The following is a 14,733-nucleotide window of genomic DNA, read 5'->3' on the forward strand; positions in this document are numbered from 1 at the left end:
CGCACCTGCGGCGGATAGAGGGGTCCCGGGCACAAGGCCCGGGATGACGGTGATTATTGGTAACGCTACAGCAGAATACTCGCCCGCACGGCCTCGCGGCCCGCGGCGTCCAGGCCCACGGCCTGTTCCAGATAGCCGTCGAGCGAGCCGTGGCGGGCCTTCATCTCGGCCAGGGCCGTGGCCAGGTACTGGGCCTCGACGCCCATGGCCGCGCGCATGGCCGCGTCGGTGGGGCGGCGGCCCAGCTCGGCCTGCAGGCGGTCGGCCAGCTGCGGTCCGCGCCGGGCGAAGCGCTCCTCGTTGTTGGTCAGCAGGTAGTCGTCGACGATGTCGTCGTCGCCTACCCCGGCCAGGTGGTGGGTCAGGGCGGCCAGCAGGCCCGTGCGGTCCTTGCCCGCCGCGCAGTGGATCAGCACCGGGCCGCGCGCCGCGCCCAGGGCCTGGAAGTAGCGGCGGAACAGGTCCAGGTGCCGCTCGGCGAACGGGGCGCGGCGGTAGTACTCGACCAGGTAGCCGCGGATCGAGGCCTCCGACAGGTCGGACTCGCGCAGGAAGGCGTGCCAGGGGTCCTCGCCAGTGACGCCTAGGTCGTTGTCGATCACCTCGGCGGCGAAGCCCTCCCAGCGCCGCGACGGATCGCGCTCGCGCTCGTTGGGCCGGCGCAGGTCGACGATGGTGCGGAGGTTCAGCCCGGCCATGGCGACGAGGTCGTCGTCGGTGGCCTCGGCCTGATGGGCGGCGCGGAACAGCAGCCCCTTCTTCAGCCGGCCCTGGCCGGCGGCGTAGTCGCCGAAATCGCGGAAGTTCTCGACGCCTTGCAGGACGATGTGACGGGTCATGGCGCGCTTGTTAGCGCCCCAGGGTGACGAAAGCGAGACGGCCGTTACGGCACGCCGTCACCCGCCGCGGGTGACCTCGACCGTGCGCCAGGCCGAGCGCGGATCGTGGGCGTAGGCGACCGAGCTCCAGCCGTCCTTTCGGGAGACATGCCAGCCGACGAACGGCCAGCCGGCCGGCTGGGTCAGGGTCCCCTGGTCGTCCGGCCGGCCCAGCGGCGCGCCCAGCACGATCTGGCCCGGAAGCGCGCCCGCCATGGCCCGGACGTCGTCCTGCTGGAAATAGACCCGGCACATCGACGTGCCGCCCGTGTCGCCGACCGCGATGAACGCCGGCCGGCCGCCCAGGGTCACCCGCTTGACCACCCGCCAGTGGTCGGCGCCGTTCCCCCGCACCAGGGCGGGCACGGCGTCGCCGCGCACGGTCTCGCCGACCGAGCGGCGGGCCTCGCGCAGAATCGCGCGGGGCGAGGCCGGGGCGAAGCAGACGTCGCGCACGACGGCGACGGCGCTGGACCGCGTCACCTTGGGCGCGAGGTCGTCCATCCTGTCGGAGGCGAAGCCCACGCCCACGAACACGACGGCGGCGACGGACAGGGCGAGGGAAAGGACGTATCGGGCCATGAACCGGAGGTTGTTCCGGCCCACCCTGGAAATCAAGAGGCTGGACCGTTCGGCCCCGGCCGCGCCACTCTGCCGCCATGACCGACCTGCACCGCTTCCAGAGCTTCGACGGCGTCTCCATCGGCTACCGCGTGCTGGGCGACCCGGCCGGCTGGCCGACCCTGATGCTGCACGGCTTCCTGGCCAGCGCCGAGACCAACTGGTTCCTGCCGGGGATCGCCGCCGCCGTGGCCGGTTCCCTCGCCAATGGCGGCCGACGGGTGATCGCCCCCGACCTGCGCGGCCACGGGCGCTCGGACGCCCCGACCGATCCGGCCGCCTGGCCGCGCGACGTGCTGGCCCTGGACCAGGCGGCCCTGATCGCCCACCTGCATCTGAGGGACTACGACCTGGTCGGCTATTCGCTGGGGGCGCGGACGGCGGTGCGGATGCTGGTGCGTGGGGCGCGGCCCCGCAAGCTGGTCCTGGGCGGCATGGGCGACAGCGGGCTGATGGCGGCCGGGGCCCGGGCGGCGATGTTCGAGGACAGCATCCGCCACGGCGACGCGGCCAAGGACCCGCGCGCCGGCCGCCGGGTCCACGCGATGATGGCGGCGGGCGGACTGAAGCCCGAGGCCATGCTGGGCGTGCTGGCCTCGTTCGTGGCGACCTCGGCGGAAGAGATCGCGGCGATCGACGTGCCGACCCTGGTGGTGGCGGGGCAGCGCGACGACGACAACGGCTCGGTCGAGGGGCTGGCGGCGATGATGCCGGACGCGCGCGGGGTCAGGGTCCCGGGGGATCACCTGAGCGCGGTGATGGAGCCGGCGCTGGCGGGGGTGATCACAAGCTTTCTGGAGGACAGCGGCGGCTAACACTTGCCCCCTACGGACCGCTTCGCGGTCGTCTTCCCCCGGAGGGGGAAGAGCGCTCCGCCCCCTACGGGGGCGGACAGACGGCGAAGCCGTCAGGTGGGGGCAAGTGGGTGAGCCACCTGCCCCCTTCATGATCACCTGAACGGCGGCTCGTCGAACGCCCGCAGTTTCCGCGAGTGCAGGTTCGGGCCTTCTTCCAGCAGCAGCTTGCAGGTCAGGATGCCGATCTGCAGGTGCTGGCTGATCGCCCGCTCGTAGAACGCGTTGGCCTGGCCCGGCAGCTTGATCTCGCCGTGCAGCGGCTTGTCCGAGACGCACAGCAGCGTGCCGTACGGCACCCGGAAGCGGTAGCCCTGGGCGGCGATGGTGGCGCTTTCCATGTCGATGGCCACGGCCCGGCTCTGGTTGAAGCGCAGGGCCGAGAGGCTGTGGCGCAGTTCCCAGTTGCGGTCGTCGGTGGTGACCACCGTGCCGGTGCGCAGGCGCTTCTTCAGCTCGGGGCCGGTGTCGCCGCTGATGGCCTTGGACGCGTCGTAGAGGGCGCGCTGGACCTCGGCGATCGACGGCACCGGGATCTCGGGCGGCAGCACCGCGTCCAGCACGTGGTCGTCGCGCAGATAGGCGTGGGCCAGCACGTAGTCGCCGATGGTCTGGGTGTCGCGCAGGCCGCCGCAGTGGCCGATCATCAGCCAGGCCTGCGGGCGCAGCACGGCCAGGTGGTCGCAGATGGTCTTGGCGTTGGACGGGCCGACGCCGATGTTGACCAGGGTGATGCCCCGGCCGCCCGGAGCCATCAGGTGGTAGGCCGGCATCTGGTGCTTGCGCCAGGTCGACTCCGCCACCGCCAGTTCGGGATTGGCGGTGTTGGCGGTGATCATCAGCCCGCCCGAGCACGACAGCGCCTCGTAGGGCGAGCCCTCTTGGCCCAGCTGCTCGATGCTCCAGCGCACGAACTCGTCCACATAGCGATGGTAGTTCGTGAACAGGATGAACTGCTGCACGTGCTCGGCCGGGGCGCCCGTGTAGTGCTTCAGGCGGGCCAGGGAGAAGTCGGTGCGCAGGCCGTCGAACAGGGCCAGCGGCCGGGCCTCCTCCATCGCCGGGTTCCAGACCCCGTCGGCGATCTCGTCGCCGATGAAGGCCAGGTCGGTGGTCGGGAAGAAGCGGGCGATGTCCTCGCTGCGGACGTCGGCCTGGTTCAGGTCGATGCTGGCGTCCAGCACGTAGGGATAGGGGATCTCCTGGCTGGAGCGGTCGATCTCGATCTCGACGTCGAAATCGTTGAGCAGCAGGGTCAGCTGCTCGACCAGGTAGTCCTTGAACTGCTCGGGCTTGGTGATGGTGGTGGCGTAGACGCCGGGCCGGCTGACCCGGGCGTACGACCGCGCCAGCTTGGGCGGCAGGGCCTCCGGGTCGTAGACCAGCCGAAGCTCGGGATAGGCGAACGTGCCGTCGAACCGCGTCTGCGGGTCGGGCCGGGTTCCATGTTCGAGATAGGCGCGAAGCGCGGTCCGCAGGGCGTCGACGGCGCGTTCGTATTCCTGATTGAGCCGCTCGACCGCGGCGATTGCTTTTTCTTGGTTTGACATGGCGCCCTATATCAGCGTTCCGCCGCCTTTTCCACCCAAGGCGCGACCGGACCCCCGTCGGAGGCTCCAAGGCATGGACGAAGCCCAATTCGTCGGCCACAAGGGGCGCAATGACCCGCACGGGGACGTGAGGAGAAAGGCTTCTCCCACGTCTTACCAAGACGCCAAGACCATACGGTCGAGCCCGCGCGCTCGCCCCGGGAGCCATTTGGGGGAGTCCATGAATAGACGTTTCGCCTTCCTGATCATCGCCGCCATGGTCCTCGGGGTCCTGGTGGGCTGGGCCTGCAACCAGTACCTCGACGCCGCCCAGACCGCCGAGGCGGTCAAGTGGTTCAAGATGGGCACGGACCTGTTCCTGCGGCTGATCAAGATGATCATCGCCCCGCTGGTCTTCACCACCCTGGTGGCCGGCATCGCCCACATGGAGGACGCCGCCGCCGTCGGCCGGATCGGCTCCAAGACCATGGGCTGGTTCATCAGCGCCTCGGCCGTGTCGCTGCTGCTGGGCCTGCTGATGGTGCACCTGCTGCACCCCGGCGCGGGCCTGGTGCTGAACGAGATGACCGACGTGGCCGCCAAGGCCCCGGCCGCCTCGACCGAGACCTTCACCCTGCAGGGCTTCATCACCCACCTGGTGCCGGTGTCGATCTTCGACGCCCTGGCCAAGAACGAGATCCTGCAGATCGTGGTGTTCAGCGTGTTCGTCGGCACCGCCGTCGCCTCGCTGGACAACAAGGCCCCGCAGATCATGGAGCTGGCCGAGCAAGGCGCCCAGATCATGCTGAAGGTCACCGGCTTCGTGATGAAGCTGGCCCCGCTGGCCATCTTCTGCGCCCTGGCCTCGACCATCGCCGATCAGGGCATCTCGATGCTGGTCGTCTACGGCAAGTTCGTGGTCGGCTTCTACGCCACCATGGGCACGCTGTGGCTGCTGCTGTTCCTGGCCGCCCTGCTGGTGCTGGGCAAGCGCGCCCTGCCGCTGTTCGGCGCGATCCGCGACCCGGCCCTGCTGGCCTTCTCGACCGCCAGCTCGGAAGCCGCCTATCCGCGCATCCTGGACGCCCTGCCCAAGCTGGGCATCCGCCGCCGCATCGTCTCGTTCGTCCTGCCGCTGGGCTATTCGTTCAACCTCGACGGCTCGATGCTGTACTGCACCTTCGCCACGGTCTTCATCCTGCAGGCCCACGGCGTGCACCTGACGGTCCAGCAGCAGATCTTCATGCTGCTGCTGCTGATGGTGACCTCCAAGGGCATCGCCGGCGTGCCGCGCGCCTCGCTGGTGGTGATCATGGCCACCCTCACCTATTTCGGCCTGCCCGAGACCTGGATCGCCCTGGTGCTGGGCGTCGACCACCTGCTGGACATGGGCCGCAGCGCCACCAACGTCGTCGGCAATTCGGTGGCCGCCGCCGTAGTCGCCAAGTGGGAGGGCGAGCTGGACGATCCGGAGCCGGAACCCGGGCCCGCAAAGGCCTAGAACCCGTTAGCGTGGCAATTGACTTCGGGGGGGAGAGGACCAATCTCTCCCTCGAGGGACATTCGGTCAGGGAGACCGCCATGAACACCAAGACCATGATCCGGGCCGGCCTGCTGACGACGGTCCTGCTGGCGGCCGCCGCCCCGGCCCTCGCCGCCGACGAACCGGCCGCCAAGGCCCCCGCCGCCAAGCGCAGCTGCTTCTACATGTCCGAGTGGGACAACTGGTCCGCTCCGGACCGCGACACCCTCTACCTGAAGGTCCGCAACCGCGACGTCTACCAGGTGGACCTGTCGCACGGCACCAGCATGCTGACCTCGCCGGGCGTGCACCTGGTGTCGATCCAGCGCGGCGTCGACTCGGTCTGCAGCCCGCTGGACCTGGACCTGCGGGTCTCGGACGGCTGGGGCATGGCCATGCCGATCATGGCCAAGAGCATCACCAAGCTCACGCCCGAACAGATCGCCGCGATCCCGAAGAAGGACCGGCCGTAAGGCGTTCGCGGACGGGGACATGCATTGTGCGTGTCCCCAGGCTTCGAGCGCTTGAGTGGGGACACGCACAAGTGCATGTCCCCGGCTCGGAAACACACCCCTACTCCGCCGCCGCTTCCAGCAGCGCCACCACCATCGCATTGACCGGCGTGGCGATCCCATGACGCGCGCCCAGGCGCACGATCACCCCGTTGCGGGCGTCCAGCTCCATGGGACGCCCCGCCGCGCGGTCGGCGTGCAGCGAGTTGACCCCGTCGGCCGGGCCGGCGCGATAGCCCTCGACCACCGCGTCGGGCAGCTCGTCGGGCAGGTCGGCGCCTTCGGCCCGGCCCACCGCCACGCATTCGCCCACCAGGGCCCGCATGATCCGGGCGATCGGCTCGCGCCGGGCCACGCCCGAGGGCTTGAGGGTCAGGGCGTTGACCGCCCCGGCGCAGTTGAGGGCCAGCTTCTTCCAGGCGGCGGTCTTGAAGTCCGGCGTCGTGGCCACCTGGATCGGCGTGTCGGCGAACAGCTCGACGAAAGCCTCGCCGTCGAATCCCTGCGGAACCAGGATCGAGCCGTCGCGGCGCTGGCGCACGCGGCCGGGGGCGCTGCGCTCGGCCGGGATGTCGACCACGGCCGGGGTGATCCGTTCGGCGGGCACGTACGGCGTGAAGCGCTCGACGTGCTCGACGCCGTTCTGCAGCACCGCCACGCGGGTCTCCGGCCCCACCAGCCGGGCCAGCCAGGCGCCGGTGGCCGCCGCGTCGTAGGTCTTGGTGGTGACGATGGCCCAGTCCACGGGCGAGGCCTGGTCCGGCGCGGTCAGCACGCGCGGCGTCGCCGTCAGCGTCCCGCCGGGCGTCTCCACCTCCAGCCGGTCGAAGGCCGTGCGGGCGCAGACCTCGACCGTCAGCTCCGGGTTCTGGACGAGCCAAGCCGCCACCGTGGCGCCCACCGCGCCGGGACCGATCACCGCAATCCGCATATCCGCACTCCAGACAAAGAAACGCCGCCCTCTCTCGAGGGCGGCGGCATGTTATCCCCGTTGTCCCTGCTCTTATTCTGCCGGCAGGGTGTTCTCAGAGCGCTTTTGCAGCATGGTGTCGAAGCTCGACCACACGCCGTCGGCGCCGTGCCATTGGCCCTGGGTGGCGGCCTTGGAATATTCCGTGGCCCGGGCCTCGAAGAAGTTGGCGTGCTCCACGCCCGACAGCAGCGACTGCAGCCAGGGCAGCGGGTTTTCCTTGATGCCGTAGACTTCCGGCAGATGCAGCTGGCGCAGGCGCCAGTCGGCGATGAAGCGGATGTACTTCTTGATGTCGTCCGGGGTCATGCCCTGGATCTCGCCGGCCTCGAAGGCCAGGTCGATGAACTTGTCCTCCATGGTGACAACGGTCTTGCAGCAGTCGACGATGTCGTCGGCCACGGTCTTGGTCACGGCGCCGGTCTCGGCGTTGAAGGCGTGGTACAGCTTGATGATGCCTTCGCAGTGCAGGCTCTCGTCGCGGATCGACCACGACACGACCTGGCCCATGCCCTTCATCTTGTTGAAGCGCGGGAAGTTCATCAGCATGGCGAAGCTGGCGAACAGCTGCAGGCCTTCCGAGAAGCCGCCGAACATCGCCAGGGTGCGGCAGATGTCGGCGTTGGAGTCGACGCCGAACTTCTGCATGTAGTCGTGCTTGTCGCGCATGGCCTCGTATTCCATGAACGCGCCGAACTCGCTTTCCGGCATGCCGATGGTCTCGAGGAGCAGGGCGTAGGCCGCGATATGGATGGTCTCCATATTGGCGAACGACGACAGCATCATCTTCACTTCGGTGGGTTTGAAGACCCGGCCGTAGCGTTCCATGTAGTTGTCGGCCACCTCGATGTCGGCCTGGGTGAAGAAGCGGAAGATCTGCGTCAGCAGGTTCCGTTCCTTGTCGTTCAGCTTGACGGCCCAGTCCTTGAGATCCTCGCCCAGCGGGATCTCCTCGGGCATCCAGTGCACCTGCTGCTGCTTTTTCCAGAACTCGTGGGCCCACGGATAGCGGAAGGGCTTATACGCGGCGGACGGAGTCAGGAGGCCGGGGGTGGTGATCAGCTTGGCGGACATCGAGGACGGCTCCTGGGCAGGCGGACGCGAATCGGACGGACGATTAGACTCTCTTGGTAGCGCAGTCGTCGGGATCATCTAGTGGCCACGACGTCGCAGCACACAACATGTTGTGGGCAGATTGGGTAACGAAAGATGAATCAAGCTTACACCATCTATGGCGCGCTTGGCTCGGGCTCCGTGCCCGTCGAAGCGACTTTGACGCTTCTGAGGCAGCCCTACGCGGTCGTCGAGGCGCCCACCTGGGAGGGCGCGGCCCAGCAGGCCAAGGTGGCGGAGGTCAATCCGCTGAAACAGATCCCGGCCCTGGTCACGCCCGACGGCGAGACGATCACTGAGAGCGCCGCCATCCTGATCTGGCTGGCCGACCGCCATCCGGAGGCGCGGCTGGCTCCCTCGCTCGATTCGCCCCTGCGCGGCCAGTTCCTGCGCTGGATGGTGTTCGTGCCGGCGGCGATCTACTCGCTGTTCTGGGTGCGGGACGACCCGTCGCGGCTGGCGGGGCCGGACGCCGAGCTCGGCGCGCGGATCAAGGCCGCGACGGCCGACCGGATCGCCGAGTGCTGGGGGATGATGGAGAGCCAGCTCACGCCCGGGCGCTACCTGCTGGGCGACGAGCTGACGGTTCTGGACCTCTACGTCGCCGTCGTCAGCCGATGGGGGGCGCGGCGCAAGCGGTTCTACGAGGTGGCGCCGCGGATGGCCGAGGTGGTGCGGCGGGTGGACGCCGATCCGAGGCTGACGGCGTTCTGGGCGGAGCGGTTTCCGTTCGTGGACGGGTGGGAGAGCCAGGGGGCGGCGGGGTGACGGCATAGGCCAGTCCCTCCCCCTTGCGGGGAGGGTGTCGGCGAAGCCGACGGGTGGGGGATCGGTGCAGGGTTCTGGACATAAGCTGACTTCAAGACTCAGCAGTCCCCCACCCGACCCTGGCTCCGCCAGGGCCACCCTCCCCACAAGGGGGAGGGACAGCCTGAAGGCTACGCCCCCAGCCCCTTCAACAAGAACCCCCGCACCTCGCGCGCCGTGGTCTCGCTCAGCTCGCCCAGCACCCCGCGCGCCTCCACCGGCAGGTGGGCCGCCGGGTCGCCGTCGGCTTCGAACACATAGTGCTCGAACAGGGCCCGCCACGCCTCGCGCTGCGGGATCGGCAGGTGTCGGACATTCTTGAGGGCGTGGACGAAGGCGTCGAACGGCGAGCCGGCCAGGGCGGGCGCCTGGCTCCACCAGTAGTTCACCAGCAGGTTCAGCGCACCGAGCGCCTGGACGTGGTGCCACCACATGGTCGGGATGTAGATCGCGTCGCCCGGCCCCAGCTCGGCGACCAGGGCGTGGTCCATCGCCTCGGCGAAGCGTGGGTATCGCTCAAGGTCGGGTTCTTCCAGCGACACCATGCTGATCGGCCGCCCGGCGGGGGTGAAGTCCAGCGGACCGATATAGAGATTGGCCACCTGGTCGGGCGGGAACAGGGTGAAACGCCGCCGCCCGCCCACCACGCAGGCGAGGTTGTCGGAAAAGTCGTGGTGGGTCTGGATCGTGGTGGCGTTGCCCAGCCACAGGCGCGGCGTGACCTCGGGACCCAGCAGGTCCAAGGCGTTCTCGCGCTCGAAGCCGGGCAACAGCGGCGGGATCGGGGTGGAGCCGACATAGAGGCACGGCGGCGCCGGATCGCCGGCCACGTTGAGCAGGCCGGCCAGCACCTCGCGCAGGGTTCCCTGCCAGGTTTCGAAGTTCAGGCCGCGCGCCGTGTCGTCATAGAAGAACCGCCCCCGGATCTCCGGCTGACCGATCAGGGCGGCCACCCGCGCGCCTCGGTCGAAGCCGGCCAGGTAGCGGGCCAGGCCCATGTCCGTGGCGGCGGCCCGCACCGCCGGCCAATCGGCGACCAGGCCGCGCAGCACCACCGGGCGCTGGGCCGCGACGACCTCGTCGGCGAACCGGGCGGCGTCGATGTGGGCGAGTTCTGGAACGGGACGCAACGGACGCATTGCACGGCTTCGACGCGGGAAAGGCGGCACGCTAGGGCGATGAGCGCATCGCTCGATTGCAGATTGTTTCCGCATGGAAACAACCTTGAGCGTCAACGCCGTCTTCCGATCTGGACCCGCCCGGCCAAGCTGCTAACACCTCTCCCATGCTGACCGATCCCCTGTTCTACGCCGTCGCCATTCCCGCGGTGATCCTGCTGGGCCTGGCCAAGGGCGGGTTCGCCGGGATCGGGGTGGTGGCGGTGCCGCTGATGGCCCTGGTGGTCTCGCCGGTGCTGGCCGCCTCGATCACCCTGCCGATCCTGCTGGTCCAGGACGTGGTCAGCGTCTGGTCGTTCCGGAAGACCTGGGACAAGGGCCTGCTGATCCTGATGCTGCCCGCCGCGGCGGCGGGCATCTTCCTGGGCTGGCTGCTGGCGGCGCGGGTGTCGGTGGCGGCGGTCGAGCTGTCGATCGGCGTGATCTCCATCGCCTTCTCGCTGCAGCGCCTGTGGGCCGAGCGCGCGGTCAAGGCGGCGGAAGTGATCGAGGCCGGGCCGGCGCGGCCCTGGCTGGGCGCCCTGTGCGGGGCGATCGCCGGCTTCACCAGCCAGGTGGCCCACGCCGGCGGTCCGCCGTTCCAGATCTACGTCCTGCCCCGCCGCCTGCCGCGCGACGTGTTCATCGGCACCAGCGCCATCTTCTTCGCCGTGGTGAACTGGATGAAGGTGCCGGCCTATGTCGCCCTGGGCCAGTTCACGCCCCAGGTGCTGACCACGGCGGCCGTGCTGCTGCCCCTGGCCCTGGCCTCGACCTGGGCGGGCGTGTGGCTGGTGCGCCGCGTGCCGGCCGAGGGCTTCTACCGGGTGATCTACGTCCTGCTGATCGCCGTCGGGGCCAAGCTGGCCTGGGACGGGGCCCACGGCCTGATCGGCTAGGGGCGATCCCGGGGCCGCTCGTCGATCGTCCGGCGCTGGGTCACGCTATAGAGCCAGGCCAGGCTGGCCGCCGACACCGCCAGGCCCAGGCCCAGAGCGGTCCGCGTGGGGCCCAGCCACAGCCACGCCCCCAGCAGGCCGACAACGCAGACCGCGAAGCTGGCCAGCAGGGCGGCCGCGCCTTTCCAGTGGATCAGGTTTAGCGAATAGCCCTCGCCCAGATCCCGGATCGCGAACCAAGGTCGTCGGGTCATCAGGTCGCTCCGGCCGCTCGCCCCGACCCTAGCATGCGAACTCTGACGGAATCATCGCGGCCGGACGCGCCTGGCCCTTTCCTCGCCACGATGATCGGCGTTTATATGTCACTGATCGCGCGTAGAGTTGGGGCCATGACCGAGACGACCAGCATCATTCCCGTCACGGACGTCGCCCAGGTTCCGGCGGTCGCGCCCGCGACCCACTATCCGACGGCCGGCGCCAAGTGCGCCGACCTGGTGGTGCACCTGGCCGGCCTGGCCTGCGCCCTGCTGGGCGGCGGCATCCTGCTGGGCCTGGCCTTCGGCCTGGGCTCGCTGAGCCAGGTGGCGGCCATCGCCGTCTACACGGTGGGCCTGATCACCATGCTGTCGCTGTCGACCGCCTACAACTTCTCCAAGGCCCGCTGGCGGCCGCTGCTGCGCCGCTTCGACCACGCCGGCATCTTCGTGATGATCGCCGCCTCCTACACGCCCTTCACCACCCAGAACCTGCACGGCTGGTGGGCGATCGGCATGACCGCCGCCGTCTGGACGGTGGCCGGCGTCGGCGTGCTGGCCAAGCTGTTCCTGCCGGGGCTGGACAAGCGCTTCTGGGTCGGCCTGTACCTGGCCCTGGGCTGGCTGGTGCTGGTGGCCATCAAGCCGATGATCGCCGGCATGGGCTGGGTGGCCCTGCTGCTTTTGGCCATCGGCGGCGTGATCTATTCGACGGGTACGGTGTTCTACCTGATGAAGCGGCTGAAGTTCCGGCGGGCGATCTGGCACGGTCACGTGATCGGCGGCGCCGGCCTGCACTACGCCGCCGTGCTGGTCGGGGTGGTCCTGGCCTCGAGCGGACACCCCTGAGCCTGCCTTGAACACCCCCTCTGATCCCAAAAACGCCGTTTCGAACTTCTTCCGGGATCGCGCCGCCAACAGCCAGCGGGGCAAGCGCCTGCCGGCGCCCCTGACCCAGCCGGACAACCAGGTCGAAGCGCTGGGCTTCCCCGGCGTGCGGCTCAGCGTCGACGAGGCCGACGAGGCCCTGCGCAACGTCGCCGACCGCCTGGCCCCGGCCCGGCCGCTGCTGGGCCGCGACGACTTCAACATCCTGGCCCTGTCGGGCGGGGCGGCCGGCGGGGCGTTCGGGGCCGGCGCCCTGGTGGGCCTGAGCAAGGCCGGGACCCGTCCCCACTTCGCCATCGTCACCGGCGTCTCGACCGGGGCCCTGATCGCCCCCCTGGCCTTCCTCGGCCCCGACTGGGACGACCGCCTGACCGACGCCTATGTCGGCGGCCACGCGGCCGAGCTCCTGAGCCTCAAGCGCCTGGGTCCGACCCTGGGCCCCAGCCTGTTCCGCGGCGACTCCCTGGACGGGCTGGTCGCGCCGTTCATCGACCTGGAGATGATCGAGGCCGTGGCCCGCGAGCACGCCAAGGGCCGCCGCCTGCTGATCGCCACCACCAACCTGGACAGCCAGAAGGCCACGATCTGGGACATGGGGGCGATCGCCACCCAGGGCGGCGACGGGGCCGTGAAGCTGTTCCGCGACGTGCTGGTGGCCTCGGCCACCCTGCCCGGCCTGTTCCCGCCCAAGCTGATCGACGTCGAGGCGCCGGACGGCGAAGGCGGCATGGCCCGCTATCAGGAAATGCACGCCGACGGCGGCATCGCCGCGCCGCTGTTCCTGATGCCCGACGCCCTGCTGCGCTGGCGCGAGCTGGGCCAGCGCCTGCGGCGCGGGCGGGTCTATGTGATCTTCAACACCGTGCTGGATCCCGCGCCCCGCACCACCCAGCCGGGCGTGACCTCGATCATGGGGCGCAGTTTCGAGACCATGCTGCGGTTCTCGTACCGCCAGGCCCTGAGCGTCGCGGCCGGCTTCTGCGCCCGCCACAACCTGCCGCTCTGGTCGGCCTCGATCCCGACCAGCTTCGAGAACTTCAACATGATGAAGTTCGAGACGGCCCAGATGCGCCAGACCTTCGACGACGCCGAGGCCCTGGCGATCAGCGGCCGGCTGTGGTCCAGCGCCATCCCCGCGTCCGAGCCCCTGTGGCGGGGCCTGTTCAAGCGCCAGCCGACCGCGCGGGACCGGACGGTCAAGGACCCCATCCTCGTGCCTTCGGCCGACCTGACGCCGGCGGAGGATCCCGTGGCGAACAGGGGCCCCGACCTGGAAGAGCCTATTTCTTGAGGTAGCGGGCGCGCAGCTTGTCGACGTTCGGCGGCGTGGCGCGGAAGTCGGACGCCAGGCCCAGGCGGGCGTTGCACGACGGGCAGCGCACCGAGTCCGTGTCGGCCAGTTCGGCCGGCGGGTCGAAGCGCGTGCCGCAGGGCTTGCACTTGAAGTCGCCGGTCGGCGGCGGCGCGGGGGCCGGCGGCGGCTCGGGCGCCATCACCACCACGCGCTTCTTCGCGTCCGGCCGCTGGATGCGCTCCAACGGCGGCGGGCCGCCCGGAGCGGCGACGCCGCTCTTCAGGCTCAGGATCTTGCGGGGGCGAGGGGGCTCGCTGTCGCTCATGACGCTTGACGGCTCGGTGAAGGACTTGGGGCGGGAAGGATCGGCGCTAGCTGCATGATCTGGACCCGAAACTCAAGCGCCCAGCGCGCCAATCGCCGCCGACGGCCTACCAGTGCGGCTTCAGACTGAACGAGAAGGCCACCATTTCGTCCTTCTGGGTGGCCATGCCCATGATCTGGTCCTTGGCCCTGATCTTGCGGTGGACATAGCCGAACGAGGCCTGCATCGGGCCCTTGCGCCAGGCCACGCCGGCCTGGCCGTCGCCGACCAGCTTGCTGGAGGTGTCGGTGCTGACCCCGGCCCCGCTCCAGTCGCCGTCGCCGCTGCGCAGCATGTTCATGCCCACGGCCTGGCCGCTGGCGGCGGCGAATAGGTACCAGCGGCCCTGCTGGCCGAACTCGCGGCCGTCCTGGACGCCCAGCGAGTTGACGACCTTGTCGCCCATCTTCTTGCCGAACCGCACCGTGGCGCCCGCCTCGGCCGAGCCGCCGGCCCCGCCGAAGCCGAGGCCCGCGTGCGGGGTGACGTCCAGGGCGTACTTGCCGGCGTCCACCGAGACCGCCGCCGGCCAGCCGCGGGTGACGGTGACGTCGACGTCGCGGTCCTCGAAACTGTCCTCGTCGGGGCGGACCAGCGACAGGGGCCGGGTCCGGCTGGCCGAGGCGACGCTGGCCACCGAGACCCGCACCGAGTCGACGGCGTGCTCGCCCTCGCCGACCACGACGGCGTCGGAGCGGTAGCTGACCGCGCCGCGGCCCGCATAGTAGCGGTTGGCGTCCAGCAGGGCCGCGTCGCCGTAGGCGCCGGCGGGCGACAGGGCGAAGGTCGGATCGGTGGCGCGCTCGGTCCGGGCGGTGGGCGCCTCGGCGAAGCCGACGGCGGCGGGCCGGACGCTGCGGACGCCCAGATCGACCGGCGCGGCGGCGCGCATGTCCACGATGAAGCTCGGCGGGGTCTTGCGGGCGGCCTCGGACGACTTGGCGGGTTTGGACGGTTTCGCGGTCTCAGCCTGCGCGGCGATCGCCACGCAGCTGATGGTCACTCCCGCCACAAATGCCGTGCAAGCACGCATTCCGGTCCCCAGAACCCTTTCCCCACGAAGAGCCTAGC

Annotated in this window: 16 protein-coding genes; 7 read left to right on the top strand and 9 right to left on the bottom strand. The window is 70.0% G+C overall.

Annotated features, from left to right (window positions below):
* Positions 1–65 precede the first annotated feature (65 nt).
* Both WAE60_RS04370 and WAE60_RS04375 read right to left on the bottom strand, forming a co-directional pair.
* Positions 66–839 (bottom strand): tyrosine-protein phosphatase, encoded by a 774-nt coding sequence (locus WAE60_RS04370; RefSeq protein WP_337685183.1) that lies wholly within the window; start codon positions 837–839, stop codon positions 66–68.
* 57 nt (positions 840–896) lie between these two features.
* The gene (locus WAE60_RS04375; protein ID WP_337685184.1) at positions 897–1,460 is read right to left on the bottom strand and encodes a hypothetical protein; all 564 of its coding nucleotides are present in this window, start codon (positions 1,458–1,460) and stop codon (positions 897–899) included.
* A 77-nt stretch (positions 1,461–1,537) separates the two neighbouring features.
* Between WAE60_RS04375 and WAE60_RS04380 the strand changes: the two genes are divergently transcribed.
* Positions 1,538–2,314: an alpha/beta fold hydrolase gene (locus WAE60_RS04380; RefSeq protein WP_337685185.1), complete on the top strand. Its 777-nt coding sequence runs from the start codon at positions 1,538–1,540 to the stop codon at positions 2,312–2,314.
* A gap of 134 nt (positions 2,315–2,448) precedes the next feature.
* Here WAE60_RS04380 and WAE60_RS04385 read toward each other — a convergent pair whose 3' ends face one another.
* Positions 2,449–3,903 carry an AMP nucleosidase gene (locus tag WAE60_RS04385; RefSeq protein WP_029908937.1) on the bottom strand — a complete coding sequence of 485 codons (1,455 nt, stop codon included), beginning with the start codon at positions 3,901–3,903 and terminating at the stop codon, positions 2,449–2,451.
* A gap of 220 nt (positions 3,904–4,123) precedes the next feature.
* On the opposite strand from WAE60_RS04385, the gene WAE60_RS04390 reads away from it, so the two are divergent.
* Together WAE60_RS04390 and WAE60_RS04395 are read left to right on the top strand one after the other, a co-directional pair.
* On the top strand, positions 4,124–5,383 hold the full coding sequence (locus WAE60_RS04390; protein ID WP_337685188.1) for a dicarboxylate/amino acid:cation symporter: 1,260 nt from the start codon (positions 4,124–4,126) through the stop codon (positions 5,381–5,383).
* Positions 5,384–5,463: 80 nt separating this feature from the next.
* On the top strand, positions 5,464–5,877 hold the full coding sequence (locus tag WAE60_RS04395) for a DUF6491 family protein (RefSeq protein WP_337685189.1): 414 nt from the start codon (positions 5,464–5,466) through the stop codon (positions 5,875–5,877).
* 100 nt (positions 5,878–5,977) lie between these two features.
* On the opposite strand, the gene WAE60_RS04400 is transcribed toward WAE60_RS04395, so the two are convergent.
* Complete coding sequence (locus WAE60_RS04400; protein ID WP_337685190.1) at positions 5,978–6,847, bottom strand: 2-dehydropantoate 2-reductase; 870 nt, start codon at positions 6,845–6,847, stop codon at positions 5,978–5,980.
* Between the two features lie 72 nt (positions 6,848–6,919).
* Positions 6,920–7,960 carry a ribonucleotide-diphosphate reductase subunit beta gene (locus WAE60_RS04405; protein ID WP_029908947.1) on the bottom strand — a complete coding sequence of 347 codons (1,041 nt, stop codon included), beginning with the start codon at positions 7,958–7,960 and terminating at the stop codon, positions 6,920–6,922.
* A gap of 135 nt (positions 7,961–8,095) precedes the next feature.
* Here WAE60_RS04405 and WAE60_RS04410 point away from each other — a divergent pair, with 135 nt between their 5' ends.
* The gene (locus tag WAE60_RS04410) at positions 8,096–8,767 is read left to right on the top strand and encodes a glutathione S-transferase family protein (RefSeq protein WP_337685191.1); all 672 of its coding nucleotides are present in this window, start codon (positions 8,096–8,098) and stop codon (positions 8,765–8,767) included.
* A gap of 170 nt (positions 8,768–8,937) precedes the next feature.
* Here WAE60_RS04410 and WAE60_RS04415 read toward each other — a convergent pair whose 3' ends face one another.
* Entirely contained in the window at positions 8,938–9,945 is a 1,008-nt protein-coding gene (locus tag WAE60_RS04415; protein ID WP_337685192.1) for a cupin-like domain-containing protein, read from the bottom strand.
* A gap of 146 nt (positions 9,946–10,091) precedes the next feature.
* Here WAE60_RS04415 and WAE60_RS04420 point away from each other — a divergent pair, with 146 nt between their 5' ends.
* Positions 10,092–10,862, top strand: a complete 771-nt coding sequence (locus WAE60_RS04420) for a sulfite exporter TauE/SafE family protein (RefSeq protein WP_029908952.1) — start codon at positions 10,092–10,094, stop codon at positions 10,860–10,862.
* Here the strand turns inward: WAE60_RS04420 and WAE60_RS04425 are convergent.
* On the bottom strand, positions 10,859–11,116 hold the full coding sequence (locus tag WAE60_RS04425; protein WP_337685193.1) for a hypothetical protein: 258 nt from the start codon (positions 11,114–11,116) through the stop codon (positions 10,859–10,861). The genes WAE60_RS04420 and WAE60_RS04425 overlap by 4 nt on opposite strands.
* A 135-nt stretch (positions 11,117–11,251) precedes the next feature.
* On the opposite strand from WAE60_RS04425, the gene WAE60_RS04430 reads away from it, so the two are divergent.
* Together WAE60_RS04430 and WAE60_RS04435 are read left to right on the top strand one after the other, a co-directional pair.
* On the top strand, positions 11,252–11,965 hold the full coding sequence (locus WAE60_RS04430) for a hemolysin III family protein (protein WP_029908956.1): 714 nt from the start codon (positions 11,252–11,254) through the stop codon (positions 11,963–11,965).
* 7 nt (positions 11,966–11,972) lie between these two features.
* A complete protein-coding gene (locus WAE60_RS04435) occupies positions 11,973–13,295 on the top strand; it encodes a patatin-like phospholipase family protein (RefSeq protein WP_029908958.1) in 1,323 nt (440 codons plus the stop codon).
* On the opposite strand, the gene WAE60_RS04440 is transcribed toward WAE60_RS04435, so the two are convergent.
* Together WAE60_RS04440 and WAE60_RS04445 are read right to left on the bottom strand one after the other, a co-directional pair.
* On the bottom strand, positions 13,285–13,623 hold the full coding sequence (locus WAE60_RS04440) for a zinc ribbon domain-containing protein (RefSeq protein ID WP_029908960.1): 339 nt from the start codon (positions 13,621–13,623) through the stop codon (positions 13,285–13,287). The genes WAE60_RS04435 and WAE60_RS04440 overlap by 11 nt on opposite strands.
* A 106-nt stretch (positions 13,624–13,729) precedes the next feature.
* Entirely contained in the window at positions 13,730–14,695 is a 966-nt protein-coding gene (locus WAE60_RS04445) for a lipid A-modifier LpxR family protein (RefSeq protein ID WP_337685194.1), read from the bottom strand.
* Between the last annotated feature and the right edge of the window lie 38 nt (positions 14,696–14,733).

Source organism: Caulobacter sp. CCG-8 (assembly GCF_037402475.1).
Taxonomy (GTDB): domain Bacteria; phylum Pseudomonadota; class Alphaproteobacteria; order Caulobacterales; family Caulobacteraceae; genus Caulobacter.

Excerpts from the sequence above, each read along its gene's own strand:
- WAE60_RS04380 (WP_337685185.1), top strand. The coding sequence starts at position 1,538 with ATGACCGACCTGCACCGCTTCCAGAGCTTCGACGGCGTCTCCATCGGC.
- WAE60_RS04405 (WP_029908947.1), bottom strand. The coding sequence starts at position 7,960 with ATGTCCGCCAAGCTGATCACCACCCCCGGCCTCCTGACTCCGTCCGCC.
- WAE60_RS04395 (WP_337685189.1), top strand. The coding sequence starts at position 5,464 with ATGAACACCAAGACCATGATCCGGGCCGGCCTGCTGACGACGGTCCTG.
- WAE60_RS04415 (WP_337685192.1), bottom strand. The coding sequence starts at position 9,945 with ATGCGTCCGTTGCGTCCCGTTCCAGAACTCGCCCACATCGACGCCGCC.
- WAE60_RS04420 (WP_029908952.1), top strand. The coding sequence starts at position 10,092 with ATGCTGACCGATCCCCTGTTCTACGCCGTCGCCATTCCCGCGGTGATC.
- WAE60_RS04440 (WP_029908960.1), bottom strand. The coding sequence starts at position 13,623 with ATGAGCGACAGCGAGCCCCCTCGCCCCCGCAAGATCCTGAGCCTGAAG.
- WAE60_RS04445 (WP_337685194.1), bottom strand. The coding sequence starts at position 14,695 with ATGCGTGCTTGCACGGCATTTGTGGCGGGAGTGACCATCAGCTGCGTG.
- WAE60_RS04400 (WP_337685190.1), bottom strand. The coding sequence starts at position 6,847 with ATGCGGATTGCGGTGATCGGTCCCGGCGCGGTGGGCGCCACGGTGGCG.
- WAE60_RS04370 (WP_337685183.1), bottom strand. The coding sequence starts at position 839 with ATGACCCGTCACATCGTCCTGCAAGGCGTCGAGAACTTCCGCGATTTC.
- WAE60_RS04385 (WP_029908937.1), bottom strand. The coding sequence starts at position 3,903 with ATGTCAAACCAAGAAAAAGCAATCGCCGCGGTCGAGCGGCTCAATCAG.
- WAE60_RS04425 (WP_337685193.1), bottom strand. The coding sequence starts at position 11,116 with ATGACCCGACGACCTTGGTTCGCGATCCGGGATCTGGGCGAGGGCTAT.
- WAE60_RS04410 (WP_337685191.1), top strand. The coding sequence starts at position 8,096 with ATGAATCAAGCTTACACCATCTATGGCGCGCTTGGCTCGGGCTCCGTG.
- WAE60_RS04430 (WP_029908956.1), top strand. The coding sequence starts at position 11,252 with ATGACCGAGACGACCAGCATCATTCCCGTCACGGACGTCGCCCAGGTT.
- WAE60_RS04375 (WP_337685184.1), bottom strand. The coding sequence starts at position 1,460 with ATGGCCCGATACGTCCTTTCCCTCGCCCTGTCCGTCGCCGCCGTCGTG.
- WAE60_RS04390 (WP_337685188.1), top strand. The coding sequence starts at position 4,124 with ATGAATAGACGTTTCGCCTTCCTGATCATCGCCGCCATGGTCCTCGGG.